At 59.3% G+C, this 12,358-nt stretch carries 15 protein-coding genes; 3 read left to right on the forward strand and 12 right to left on the reverse strand.

All coding sequences use genetic code 11. From position 1 onward, the window contains the following. Positions 1–30: 30 nt before the first annotated feature. From ACR0I0_RS00075 to ACR0I0_RS00110, 8 genes are all read right to left on the reverse strand, one after another. Positions 31–2,232 carry a 3-hydroxyacyl-CoA dehydrogenase NAD-binding domain-containing protein gene (locus ACR0I0_RS00075; protein WP_209833648.1) on the reverse strand — a complete coding sequence of 734 codons (2,202 nt, stop codon included), beginning with the start codon at positions 2,230–2,232 and terminating at the stop codon, positions 31–33. Further along, positions 2,225–2,713: a cupin domain-containing protein gene (locus tag ACR0I0_RS00080; RefSeq protein ID WP_152457419.1), complete on the reverse strand. Its 489-nt coding sequence runs from the start codon at positions 2,711–2,713 to the stop codon at positions 2,225–2,227. The genes ACR0I0_RS00075 and ACR0I0_RS00080 overlap by 8 nt, the downstream gene beginning before the upstream one ends. Further along, positions 2,713–3,924, reverse strand: a complete 1,212-nt coding sequence (locus tag ACR0I0_RS00085; RefSeq protein WP_171633703.1) for an acetyl-CoA C-acetyltransferase — start codon at positions 3,922–3,924, stop codon at positions 2,713–2,715. Before ACR0I0_RS00085 ends, ACR0I0_RS00080 begins: the two co-directional genes overlap by 1 nt. Positions 3,925–3,935: 11 nt before the next feature. Continuing rightward, positions 3,936–4,574 (reverse strand): glutathione S-transferase family protein, encoded by a 639-nt coding sequence (locus ACR0I0_RS00090; protein WP_171723608.1) that lies wholly within the window; start codon positions 4,572–4,574, stop codon positions 3,936–3,938. Between the two features lie 60 nt (positions 4,575–4,634). After that, entirely contained in the window at positions 4,635–4,847 is a 213-nt protein-coding gene (locus tag ACR0I0_RS00095; protein ID WP_152457422.1) for a hypothetical protein, read from the reverse strand. Between the two features lie 53 nt (positions 4,848–4,900). Next, positions 4,901–6,682 carry an acyl-CoA dehydrogenase C-terminal domain-containing protein gene (locus ACR0I0_RS00100; protein ID WP_480489725.1) on the reverse strand — a complete coding sequence of 594 codons (1,782 nt, stop codon included), beginning with the start codon at positions 6,680–6,682 and terminating at the stop codon, positions 4,901–4,903. A gap of 42 nt (positions 6,683–6,724) precedes the next feature. After that, entirely contained in the window at positions 6,725–7,126 is a 402-nt protein-coding gene (locus tag ACR0I0_RS00105) for a MerR family transcriptional regulator (RefSeq protein WP_152457424.1), read from the reverse strand. Between the two features lie 267 nt (positions 7,127–7,393). Next, positions 7,394–7,762 carry a MerR family transcriptional regulator gene (locus tag ACR0I0_RS00110; protein WP_152457425.1) on the reverse strand — a complete coding sequence of 123 codons (369 nt, stop codon included), beginning with the start codon at positions 7,760–7,762 and terminating at the stop codon, positions 7,394–7,396. 115 nt (positions 7,763–7,877) lie between these two features. On the opposite strand from ACR0I0_RS00110, the gene ACR0I0_RS00115 reads away from it, so the two are divergent. Genes ACR0I0_RS00115 through ACR0I0_RS00125 form a run of 3 tightly spaced genes read left to right on the forward strand, consistent with a single transcriptional unit; the run spans position 7,878 to position 10,136 of the window. Beyond that, positions 7,878–8,297, forward strand: coding sequence for a PaaI family thioesterase (locus ACR0I0_RS00115; protein ID WP_171723606.1), 420 nt, complete (start codon positions 7,878–7,880; stop codon positions 8,295–8,297). Position 8,298: 1 nt separating this feature from the next. Further along, a complete protein-coding gene (locus tag ACR0I0_RS00120) occupies positions 8,299–8,817 on the forward strand; it encodes a PaaI family thioesterase (RefSeq protein ID WP_152457427.1) in 519 nt (172 codons plus the stop codon). A 2-nt stretch (positions 8,818–8,819) separates the two neighbouring features. Further along, positions 8,820–10,136 carry an MATE family efflux transporter gene (locus ACR0I0_RS00125; RefSeq protein ID WP_171723605.1) on the forward strand — a complete coding sequence of 439 codons (1,317 nt, stop codon included), beginning with the start codon at positions 8,820–8,822 and terminating at the stop codon, positions 10,134–10,136. On the opposite strand, the gene arsC is transcribed toward ACR0I0_RS00125, so the two are convergent. Genes arsC through ACR0I0_RS00145 form a run of 4 tightly spaced genes read right to left on the reverse strand, consistent with a single transcriptional unit; the run spans position 10,133 to position 12,292 of the window. After that, positions 10,133–10,474, reverse strand: coding sequence for an arsenate reductase (glutaredoxin) (gene arsC, locus ACR0I0_RS00130; protein WP_480489727.1), 342 nt, complete (start codon positions 10,472–10,474; stop codon positions 10,133–10,135). The two genes, ACR0I0_RS00125 and arsC, sit on opposite strands and share 4 nt — an antisense overlap. Next, complete coding sequence (locus ACR0I0_RS00135; RefSeq protein ID WP_480489729.1) at positions 10,471–11,529, reverse strand: quinone-dependent dihydroorotate dehydrogenase; 1,059 nt, start codon at positions 11,527–11,529, stop codon at positions 10,471–10,473. The genes arsC and ACR0I0_RS00135 overlap by 4 nt, the downstream gene beginning before the upstream one ends. Next, a complete protein-coding gene (locus tag ACR0I0_RS00140; RefSeq protein WP_209547141.1) occupies positions 11,526–11,957 on the reverse strand; it encodes a DUF1330 domain-containing protein in 432 nt (143 codons plus the stop codon). Before ACR0I0_RS00140 ends, ACR0I0_RS00135 begins: the two co-directional genes overlap by 4 nt. Beyond that, positions 11,954–12,292, reverse strand: a complete 339-nt coding sequence (locus ACR0I0_RS00145) for a DUF952 domain-containing protein (RefSeq protein ID WP_171633684.1) — start codon at positions 12,290–12,292, stop codon at positions 11,954–11,956. Before ACR0I0_RS00145 ends, ACR0I0_RS00140 begins: the two co-directional genes overlap by 4 nt. Positions 12,293–12,358 lie beyond the last annotated feature (66 nt).

The raw sequence follows: 12,358 nt of genomic DNA on the forward strand, positions 1-12,358 counted from the left end.
CGCGTGATCTCACGCGCCTGCGTCACTGATTCAGGCAGCCTTTGCTTCGGGGTTGAAACGCCCGTAGAAGGTTTGACCCTTTTCTGCCATCTCACGCAGCAGCGGAGGGCAGGCAAAGCGTTCGCCATATTTCTCGGCCAGCTGATCACATCTTTCGGCTGCGTAGGGCGTACCGATTATGTCGAGCCAGCTGAGCGGACCACCGGACCACGGCGCAAAGCCCCAGCCCAGAATGGCGCCCACGTCGCCTTCACGGATGTCTTCCAGAACACCCTCTTCCAGCGCGCGGACAGCTTCCAGAACCTGAGCAAACATCAGACGTTCCTGCACTTCGATCAGGTCAGGCTGGTCATCGGCAAGCGGATACTTGTCTTGCAGGCCCTTCCAGTATTCGACGCGCTTGCCCTTCTCGTCATAGTCGAAGAAACCGGCATTCGCCTTGCGGCCCAGGCGGCCCTGTTCTTCCATCCAGAAGATCAGATCGTCCGAGGGGCTTTCCGGATAGGCATTGCCCATGGCTGCCTTGGTCGCCCGAGCGATCTTGGCCCCCAGATCAATCGAGGTTTCATCGGTCAGTTGGATCGGACCAACCGGAAAGCCCAACTGACGCGCAGCGTTGTCGATCAGCACGGGGCTCACGCCTTCGGTGATCATCCGTGCGCCTTCGTTGATGTACGGAATGATGCAGCGATTGGCGTAGAAGAAGCGCGCATCGTTGACCACGATCGGCGTCTTGCGGATCTGGCGCACGTAGTCTAGCGCCTTGGCAACGGCGCGATCACCGGTTTCCTTGCCCTTTATGATCTCGACCAGCAACATCTTCTCGACCGGTGAGAAGAAGTGGATGCCGATGAATTGGTCGGGACGCACGCTTGCCTTGGCCAGATCGGTGATCGGCAGGGTCGAGGTGTTCGAGGCAAAGATGCAGTCCTCGGGGATGATTGCCTCGACCTTTTTGGTCATCTCGGCCTTTACGCCCATGTCTTCAAACACGGCTTCGATGATCAGGTCACACCCATTCAGATGGTCCAGATCCGGTGTCGACGTGATGCGGGCCAGCATGGCCTCTTTCTTTTCGGCCGTGACCTTGCCGCGCTTGATACCCTTGTCCAGATAGGTTTCGGTGTAAGCTTTGCCTTTGTCGGCCGCCTCTTGATCGCGGTCGACCAGAACGACTTCCATGCCAGCTTGGGCCGAAACCAGCGCGATACCGGCCCCCATCATCCCAGCGCCCAGAACGCCGATCTTCTTAACACGCTGATCGGGCACACCTTTCGGACGGACCGCGCCTTTTTCAAGCGCTTCCTTGTTGAGGAACAGTGACCGGATCATCGCCGACGAGGACGGGTTCATCAGAACGTTGGTGAACCAGCGGGCTTCAATTTTCAAAGCGGTGTCAAAGTCGACCAGCGCGCCTTCATAGATTGCGCTCAGAAGGGCTTTGGCCGCGGGGAAGGCGCCTTGCGTTTTCCCATGAACCATGGCGCTCGCGCCCACGAAGGTCATGAAACCGGCAGGGTGGTAGGGCGCACCACCGGGCATCTTGTAGCCCTTCGCGTCCCAGGGTTTCACCAGGTCGGCGTCCTTGGCATTCAGAACCCATTCCTTGGCCGCAGCGACCGGATCGTCGGCAACTGCGTCGATCAACTGCGCGCCCTTGGCCTTGGCCGGGTCCATCATCTTGCCTTCAAGCAGTACCGGGGCCGCCGCCATGGCGCCCACCATGCGGCTGTAACGGATGGTGCCGCCGCCGCCGGGGAAGATGCCCAGCAGGATTTCGGGCAGCCCGATCTTGGATTTTGGGTTGCTTGTCATGACGCGGTGATGGCAGGCCAGTGCGATCTCGGTCCCGATCCCGGCGCAGGTTCCGTTGATCGCGCAGGCGATGGGCTTGCCACCTTTCTTGGTCTTGGGGTCCATGCCCGCCAATTCCAGTTTGCGCAGGATGTGATGCCCGCCCATGACGAAATCAAACAACGCCTGCGCAGGTTCGTCCCCCGCTTCCTGACGGATAGTGGCCAATGTGTTCAGGTCCATTCCGCCGGCAAACGAGCCTTCCTTGCCCGAGGTAATGACAACACCTTTGATCTCGTCGTCGCTCAGGGCCTGATCAATCAGTTGGCTGACTTCTTGAAAAGCCTCGCGGGTCAGCACGTTCATGGATTTTCCCTGGGCGTCCCAGGTCACAAAGGCGACGCCGTCCGCGTCTTTGGTCAGAGTGAAATCAGTCATTGTCATCTCCAATCTGGTCAGCCGTCAGCGGGCTGCCGTCTTTCCGGGTGAAAGAGAATCCGTTTTCATCATCCTTCACCATCATGTCTATGTCGCTGTAATAGCCAGTCTCGGTCGGGGTCCGTGTGCCCACCACCAGAAAGGTCGCGGGCGCATCGGTCTTGTTCACAAGGTGGTGGCCATTGGCCTCACCAGCGGGCCAAGCGGCGCAGTCACCGGGCAGCATCTCATGCTCACCATCGTCATCGATCAGCACGCATTTGCCGCTGAGCATGATGGCAAACTCGTCCTGCTCCATATGGTAGTGGCGCAGCGACGAGAGGCCCTGAGGCTCCAGCCGCACGATGTTGACCCCGTATTGGGTCAACCCGCCCGCATCCCCGACGCGCTGCACGAAACGACCAGCGGTCGCCTCGGCCAGCTTGCCCGGATAGGACGAGCCCCCCTTGAACGGGATCTGAGAGAGATCCAGCTTGGGCATCAGACCCGCTCGATAATCGTTGCCGCACCCATGCCGGACGCAATGCAAAGCGTGGCCAGACCGGTTTCCTTGTCCTGACGCTCCAGTTCATCCAGCAAGGTGCCGATGATGATCGCGCCGGTTGCGCCCAGCGGGTGACCCATCGCGATTGACCCGCCGTTGACGTTCACCAACGCCGGGTCGACATCAAACGCCTGTTGGAACCGCAGTACGACCGAGGCGAAGGCTTCGTTCACTTCGAACAGGTCCAGATCGCTGATCTTCATGCCGTTGTCGGCCAGAATTTTCTCGGTCACTGGAACTGGGCCGGTCAGCATGATGGTCGGGTCGGTACCGATTTTGGCGGTGGCCTTGATGCGGGCGCGCGGTTTCAGGCCGTATTTCTCGCCGAATTCCTTGTTGCCGATCAGCACGGCCGCAGCCCCATCCACGATGCCCGAGCTGTTGCCCGCATGGTGGATGTGATTGATCCGCTCAAGATGTGGGTATTTCAGCATCGCCACCTTGTCGAAGCCAGGCATCTGCTCGCCCATCATCTGGAAGGACGGGTTCAGCGCGCCAAGGCTTTGCATGTCGGTGCCTGGGCGCATGTACTCGTCGCGGTCCAGAATGGGCAGGCCGTTCTGGTCTTTCACTGTGATGATCGACTTTTCGAACCGGTTGTCGGCCCAAGCTTCGGCCGCGCGCTTTTGCGATTCAACCGCCAGAGCGTCTGCGTCATCGCGGCTGAACCCGTATTCTGTGGCAATGATGTCGGCCGAGATGCCCTGCGGCACAAAGTAGGTCTCCATCGCCAGAGAGGGGTCAACGGCAATCGCCGCCCCGTCGCTGCCCATGGGAACACGGCCCATCATCTCGACGCCACCGGCGATATAAGCGTCGCCCGCGCCGCCCTTGACCTGGTTTGCGGCCAGGTTCACGGCTTCCATCCCGCTCGCGCAGAAGCGGTTGATCGCCAGGCCGGGGATCGACTGGTCCAGATCCGAGGCCAGAACCGCCGAACGTGCCAGACAGCCGCCTTGCTCCATCACCTGCGTGACGTTGCCCCAGATCACGTCCTCGACGGCGTGGCCTTCCAGGTTGTTGCGTTCCTTCATCGCGTTCAGGGTCAGGGCGGACAGGCGTACCGAGGTCACCTCGTGCAGGCTGCCATCCTTGCGGCCCTTGCCGCGCGGGGTGCGCAGGGCGTCATAAATATAAGCTTCGGTCATGGGTCTTCTCCTCAAGCTCGATCCGACGGGTTGCCGGGCATCAGGTCATAGGGGTGTTTCCAGCCGGGCTGTTCGGACAGGCGAGTCAGCCAGGCGTCGATGTTGGGCCAGTCGGCACGGTCAAAGCCGAATGGTTCGGGGTAATACAGATAGCCGCAGCAGCTGAGATCGGCGTTGGTCACGCCGTCGCCGACGATCCAGTCACGGCCTTCCAGATGCGCGTTCAGCACCTGATAAGCGGCCTTCAGGCGGCCCTGGTTGAAGGCGATCACATCCGGGTTGCGATGCTGTTCGGGCAGAAAGTTGATCAGGAACCGGGTCAGGCCCGCCATCGAGCTAAGCTTGTGATTGTCCCACAGCACCCAGCGCAGGATGTCATAGTTCTCTTCCCGGTTTTTGCCTCCAAACTTGCCTGATTTTTCAGTTACATAGGCCTGAATGGCACCGGATTGGGAGGTTTGGAAATCGTCATCGACCATGAAAGGCGCTTCGCCCATCACGTTGATTTCCGAACGGAACTCGGGGCTTCGGGTGACGCCGTTGAAGAAATCGACAAAGACCGGTTCCCAATCGAGGCCAGACATTTCCAGCGCCAGAGCGGCCTTGTAGGAATTGCCGCTTTCTCCGAAGCAGTGCAGTTTTATGGTCATGCAATCGCCCCTCCCGTGGCGTTTAGTGCATCTTTCATCCTAGCTTGGCGGTTCTGGTGCCTAGCGCTTGCGCGCCTCCAACTCGGAATTGAAAAGACGCAATCGATGGGTAAGGTTGTCTTCATCAATGACGCTGTTGAAATTTTCGAACAGAAAAGACAGCGCTTCGCCTTCATCTAATCCTGCCTCACGGGCAAAAGCCCTGAGCTTTCGATAGCCGTCCTCGGTCATGGCGACCGGGAATCGGCGGGTCAGGCGAAATCGTTTTGGCATTGTATCTCCTCCGAAAACCGGCTCCGGGGCGGGGCCCCGGAACCGGAGAAAGATCAGAAGTTTGCAGCCTCCAGCGCCATGACCGTATCTGCGCCAGTTTGAATGCGCGACAGATGCAACGCCGTGGCGGGCAGACGGCGGGCCATGTAGAAGCGGCCGGTGTCGATCTTGGTCTCGTAGAACTCTTTGTCCGACGTGCCACTGTCCAGCGCTTCTTGTGCGGCCTTGGCCATACGGGCCCACATCAGGCCCAGGCAGACATGACCGAACATGTGCATGAAGTCATAGGAACCGGACAGCGCGTTGTTCGGATTTTTCATGCCTTCCTGCATGAAATACATACCAGCCGCCTGCAGATCCTTGGACGCAGCCTTCAGCGGTTCGATGAAGGCTTTGTCATAAGCCTCGTTCTGGCCTGAGTTTTCCTTGCAGAAGGTTTTGACCATGTCGAAGAAGGCCATGACGTGCTTACCGCCATCCTGCGCCAGTTTGCGGCCAACAAGGTCCAACGCCTGTACGCCGTTGGCGCCTTCATAGATCATGGCGATCCGCGCATCGCGGGTATATTGCGACATGCCCCATTCCTCGATGTAGCCGTGCCCGCCATAGACTTGCTGCGCCTGAACGGTCATGTCGTAACCTTCATCCGTCAGGAAGCCCTTGATGACCGGGGTCAGCAGCGAGATCAGCCCGTCCGCATCCTTGTCACCCGACCGGTGCGCCTTGTCGATCATGGTCGCGCCCCAAAGGATGAACGCGCGTGCGCCTTCGGTGAAGCTTTTCTGATCCATCAGATTGCGACGGATGTCAGGGTGAACGATCAGCGGATCAGCCGGGCCATCGGGGTTCTTTACACCGGTTACATCGCGGCCCTGCAGGCGGTCTTTGGCGTATTCCAGAGCGTTCTGATACGCCGCTTCGGCCTGCGACAGGCCCTGCATACCCACACCCAGACGCGCTTCGTTCATCATGGTGAACATGGCGCGCATGCCCTTGTGCTCTTCGCCCAGCAGCCAGCCGGTGGCTTCGTCATAGTTCATGACGCAGGTCGAGTTGCCGTGGATGCCCATTTTCTCTTCGATCTTGCCGACCGAGACGCCGTTGCGTTCGCCCAAAGAGCCGTCTTCGTTGACGATGAACTTGGGGACGATGAACAGCGATACGCCTTTGATACCCTCGGGGCCGCCCGGAATCTTCGCCAACACCAGATGGATGATGTTGTCGGCCATGTCGTGATCGCCAGCCGAGATAAAGATCTTCTGGCCCGAGATTTTGTAGCTGCCGTCGCCCTGCGGTTCCGCTTTGGTGCGCATCAGGCCCAGATCGGTGCCGCAATGCGGTTCGGTCAGGTTCATGGTACCGGTCCATTCACAGCTGACCATTTTGGGCAGGTACTTGTTCTTCTGCTCGTCCGTTCCGTGCGCCAGAATCGCCGAGGCCGCGCCGTGCGTCAGGCCCTGGTACATGGTGAAGGCCTGGTTAGAGCCCGAGAACATCTCACCCACAGCAGTGCCCAGCACATAGGGCATGTTTTGGCCGCCATACTCTTCCGGCATGTCGAGGCCAGTCCAGCCGCCTTCCTTCATCTGCTCGAAGGCTTCCTTGAACCCGGTCGGGGTGTACACAATACCGTTTTCCAACCGGCACCCTTCGGTGTCGCCAACCACGTTCAGCGGATGCAGAACATTGGTGGCAACTTTGCCAGCTTCTTCCAGAACCGCGCCGGTAAACTCGGCTTCCAGTTCGTTATAGCCGGGTATGTCCGACTGCGAGACATGCAGTACGTCGTGCAGGATGAACTGCATGTCTTTGGTTGGCGCGTTGTAAACGGGCATGTGAAGCTCCCTTAATTCATATGTCCGGATGACAGGTCGAGGTTACTCGGCTGCCTTCTTTTCCTGTTTCATCGAGGCGATGACTTTCTCGCCCCAGCGCAACTGCTCTTTCAGATCGTCGATGGCCTGCGTCAGCTCTTCGCGGCGCGCTTCCATGTCCTCCAGACGCTCGCACGCGATTTCATAGGTGCGGGTCATCTGTGTGACCTGCTGGTCGCCGACATGGTACAAATCCAGCAATTGCCGAATTTCTTCCAGGCTGAACCCAAATCGTTTGCCGCGCAGGATCAGTTTGAGCCGCGCCCGATCACGCTTGGTGAACAGACGTTTCTGGCCTTCACGGATCGGGAACAGAAGTTCCTTGGCCTCATAGAACCGCAAGGTGCGTGGCGTGACATCATAGGTCTCGCACATCTCACGGATGGTCATCACATCTTCGGTCATTCGTCATACTCTCGTCACTGGCGTCATGAGATATGAGTTGCGCAGTTGGTACGCGCTTTACAACACGAGAGTGACGTTTACGTAATCCAGACGCTGCGTCATTTCAAAGTTGACGTAACATCCGGTCACGTAAGCACGGTCTGACGCAATTTTCTTTCCGTAGCGTCATGCGGAATTTCCCGCCAAATCTGGCGCAATTGAGGAAACACCGCGCATCTGTTTGCGCAGATTCAGGGTGATCAACTCGAATTTTCGGATTGGGGGCGGCTATCCCAAGGACTTGGCCGTCTGGTCGCGCAGACGCTTGAGCTCGTCCATGGCTTCGTCCAGTTGCTGGCGCTGCTGCTGAAGCTCGTTCATCTGACGATCTGCCATTTCGACAAAAGTGGCCATCTGCGCCTCATTGCCCTGATCTTCGTAGATCAAAAGCCATTGGCGGATCTCTTCCAGGGGGAATCCGAACTTGCGGCCGCGCATGATCAGCTTCATCCGCGCGCATTCGCGCGGGCCGTAAAACCGAGACCGACCTTCACGGTCCGGTTGCAAAAGCTCGATGTATTCGTAATAGCGCAGAGTGCGCGGGGTCACGTCGAACTCGGCGCACATCTCTTTGAATGACAAACGGTTGTTGGACATTCCCGATCTCCTTGTCAGCAACCTAGGCGGTCCCGATCCCAAGCGCAACAGGTGGGCTTGCCCTTTGCGGAAACAGCGGCTCATAAAGGAGGGGCAGAGAACAGGACGTAAACCTATGGTCGACAAGACAGTTTTAGCCCGCCAGTTTATCGAGGCGATCCCCCATGCGCGGGCATTGAACCTCAAGCTCACGCAGATCGGCGAGGGCGAGGCAGAGATCACGTTGCCCTACAATGAGGATCTGATCGGTGATCCGCGCACAGGGGTAATTCACGGTGGGGCGATTTCCACAATTCTGGACACGTGCTGCGGTGCTGCCGTGATGAGCCACCCGTCGGCCCCCGGCGGGACAGCCACGATTGATCTGCGCATTGACTACATGCGCGCGGCGACACCGGGTCAGACGGTTACAGCGCACGCCGTCTGCTATCACATCACGCGAAACGTGGCGTTTGTACGCGCGACGGCTATGGACCAGGACAAAGACCTGCCGGTGGCCACGGCCTCGGGGTCCTTTACGGTTGAGGGGAAATAACATGGCGAGACCTCGTCCCGAACCAATGCAGGTGGTCAAGCAGCGACGCGATGCAGCGTTGCGAGCGCTGGTTGACGGCGTCCCGTATATCCGCTTTCTCAATATCAGCTTCGACCGGCGCGGGGACGAACTGACCGGTGTTCTGAACTTCGACGACAAGTTGATCGGCAACCCGTTTCTGCCTGCGATTCACGGCGGTGTAACCGCGGCATTCCTCGAAGTGACCGCTGTCATCACCCTAAGTTGGGAACATATGTTCCCACGTATCGAAAGTGGCGAGATCGACGGAGAGGCGATTGTGACCGACCCGAATATCCGCTTTCCCAAGACCATCGACTTTACCGTCGACTATCTGCGCTCGGGCCTTCCACGGGACGCATATGCACGGGCCTTCATCAGCAGATCCGGGCGGCGGTATGCCTCGGTCCGGGTCGAAGCCTGGCAGGATAACCATGCGAAACTGTTTGCGCAGGCTTCCGGACATTTCCTGATGCCGCAACCTCCCAGAGATAAGAGCTGACCGTGCAGGACACCTCGGCGCCCATCACGCACAGGCGGGTGCTGAAGATCGCGGTGCCCATAGTTCTGTCGAATGCCACCGTGCCGATACTGGGTGCGGTGGATACGGGCGTTGTCGGTCAGATGGGCGAGGCGGCCCCGATCGGGGCGGTCGGCATCGGGGCTGTGATCCTGTCCACAGTCTATTGGATCTTCGGTTTCCTGCGGATGGGTACGACCGGGATGGCGGCGCAGGCACGCGGGGCAGGCGATACCGTCGAAACCCGGGCGCTGCTGATGCGCGGCCTGATCCTGGGAGGCGCGGCAGGGCTGTTCTTTATCCTTGCGCAGGTGGCCGTGTTTGCGGGTGCGTTCGCGCTTTCCCCGGCAAGCCCCGAAGTCGAAGCCCTGACCCGATCCTATCTGGAAATCCGCATCTGGGGGGCGCCCGCCACCATCGCGTTATATGCCGTTACCGGCTGGCTGATCGCCGTCGAACGTACGCGCGGCGTGTTCATCCTTCAGGTCTGGATGAACGGGTTGAATATCGGTTTAGACCTGTGGTTCGTTTTGGGCCTTGGCTGGGGGGTCGAAGGGGTTGCCATTGCCACCCTGATTGCAGAATGGACCGGATTGGCTTTGGGGTTGTGGCTTTGCCGGGATGGGTTCGCAGATGGAATCTGGCGCGATTGGGCTCGGGTTTTCGATGCCGCCCGGCTGCGGCGTATGTTGCAGGTCAACGGTGATATCATGCTGCGCTCGGTTCTGTTGACCGGATCGTTCACGACATTCCTTTTTGTTGGTTCGGATCTGGGTGACGTGAATCTGGCGGCCAATCAAGTTTTGCTGCAATTTCTTGAAATCACCGCCTTTGCGCTTGATGGGTTTGCCTTTTCCGCCGAAGCGCTGGTCGGAGGCGCAGTCGGTGCCAGAGACAGGTATCAGGTGCGTCGCGCCTCTGTCATGGCCTCGCAATGGGGTGTCGGGGGGGCGCTGTTGCTGGCGGCGGTTTTCTTCGTTGCCGGACCGGCACTGATCGACCTGATGTCAACTTCACCACAGGTGCGTGAAGCCGGGCGCGAATACCTGTTCTGGGCCGCGATCGCTCCGGTGATCGGGGTGGCAAGCTGGATGTTCGACGGTATCTACATCGGCGCCACCTGGACCCGCGCTATGCGAAACGCGATGATTCAGTCGGTGGCGATCTATGTGGTCGCTTTGTTCATGCTGGTGCCTGTCTTCGGCAATCACGGCCTGTGGGCGGCGCTGATGGTTCTCAATATCGCACGTGGTGTGACAATGGGTTGGCGCTATCCCAAGCTTGAAGCCCAGGTGGCCTAGAGCAACGTCAACAGATTTTCCGGCGGGCGTCCGATGGCGGCTTTGTCTCCGGCAATTGCAAGAGGGCGCTCGATCAGGATCGGGTTTTCGGCCATGGCACGGATCAGGTGTTCGTCGGGCGAGGTTTTGGCCAGCCCCAGTTCCTTGAACCGTTTTTCTCCTGTGCGCATCATTTCGATCGGCGACAGCCCAAGGGCGGATTGTGCAGCGCGCAACTCGTCGATTGACGGCGCGTCTTCCAGGTACTTTCGAACGCAGATCTGCGCACCGTTTTCTTCCAAAAGCGCCAGACCGACGCGGGATTTGGAACAGCGGGGGTTGTGCCAGTATTCGATCACAGCCAATCCTCTCGTTTGCTGCCGACGGCTTGCGATACAGTGTCAAAACCGTCACGCGCCAGCAAGTCATCCAGCCCTTTGGCGATGTCGGCCGCCAGGGAAATGCCGCCATACACCATTGCGGTATAGAACTGCACGGCCGATGCCCCGGCACAGATCTTGGCATAGGCTTGCTCGGCAGTGCCGATGCCGCCCACGCCGATCAGGGGGATATCCCCGTCCGTCAGTTTGCTCAGCCGAGCCAGTACGCGGGTCGACTTTTCAAACAGCGGGGCGCCCGACAAACCACCACTTTCGTTTTTCTGCGCGCTGCGCAACCCGTCGCGGGACAAGGTGGTATTGGTGGCGATCACAGCGTCCACCCCGGTTTCGCGTGCGACCTCGGCAATGTCCTGCAATTCCGCCTCGGTGAGATCCGGAGCGATTTTCAGGAAGATCGGCAGCGGGCGCGGCAGCGCGTCACGTGTCTCGATCACACCGCTCAACAACGCGGTGAGAGCGGCTTTGCCCTGCAAATCCCGCAGCTTCTCCGTATTCGGGGATGACACGTTGACGGTTGCAAAATCTAGGTGTTCGGCACAATGGGCCAGCACTTTGACAAAATCTCCGGCACGGTCTTCGCTGTCCTTGTTGGCCCCCAGATTCAGGCCGATGACCGCGTCTTTGGGGCGGTCTGCCAGCCGTTTGGCCATCACCTCCATGCCTTCATTGTTGAAGCCAAAGCGGTTGATGGCTGCCTTGTCCTCGGTCAGGCGAAACAGGCGGGGTTTGGGGTTTCCCGGTTGCGGGCGCGGCGTGACCGCCCCGACCTCGACAAAACCGAACCCGGCGCGGGACAGCGGGGCCAAAACCTCACCATTCTTGTCGAACCCGGCGGCCAGCCCAACCGGGTTCGGCAAGGTCAGCCCGGCAACGACCGTTTTCAGGCGCGGCGTCGTTACCGCCCCGGGTGCGGGTGCAAGCCCAGCCTTCAACGCCCTGATCGACATCCCGTGGGCGGTCTCGGGGTCCATGCGGTGCAGGGCGGCAAGGCCCAGTTTTTCTATCAGTTTCATCCGAATGTCGCCCCGGCTTCACCAGAACCGCATCGGATCAGGCGCGACGTTTCCACCGCCGCCTGACGGTGGATCACCGCCGCCTGATAGGCCGGGTCGGTGACCATTTCCAAAAATGCATGTGCCGTCGGATAGCGGGCAATGAAAACGGCATCCCACACCTCGTCCGCCGGGCCAATCAGGGTTGATTCAAACACCCCACGCCAGAGGATGCGCGCCCCGATACGTTCAATGATCGCAGCGGTTTCAGCCCCGTAGTTCTGATAGGCTTGCGCTCCGGTCAGGTCTGCATCCGCCAGTTCATGCGCGGGTGGGTACTGCGCCTTGGCCCGAAAGTTCACCAGGTTGAGCATTTCGATCGGCTTGTCCCGATCCAATGCCTTGAAGGCCTCGAACTGGTCGCGGTCCGGGTCAATATAGGATGTCATGACATATCCTTTGGGAACTGGTGCGCGGTGCCGTCAAACGGCAGAGGGCGTGACCAGACAACATCGCTCATCCGGATCTGGCGATAGAGATGCGGGAACAGGGCACCGCCGCGCGAGACCTCCCATTTCAGGTCGTCGCCCATCGCATCTGCGTCACAGGCCAGCAAAACCAGACCATCGACACCGGCAAAATGTTTGGCTGCTGTTTCAGCGGCTTGTTCAGCGGTGGAAAAGTGGACAAACCCGTCAGCGACGTCGATCGGAGCACCGTCCGAGGCACCTTGGTTCTGCAAGGTGGCCCACTCTTCGGCTCGGAAAATCTTGTAAATCAGCATACGGACCTGATGCCCCGCGCGGAAGATGGAATCAAGTCGGATTTCTTCTTTGACTCTCTGCCGTCA

It is taken from the genome of Ruegeria sp. AG6 (assembly GCF_056541565.1).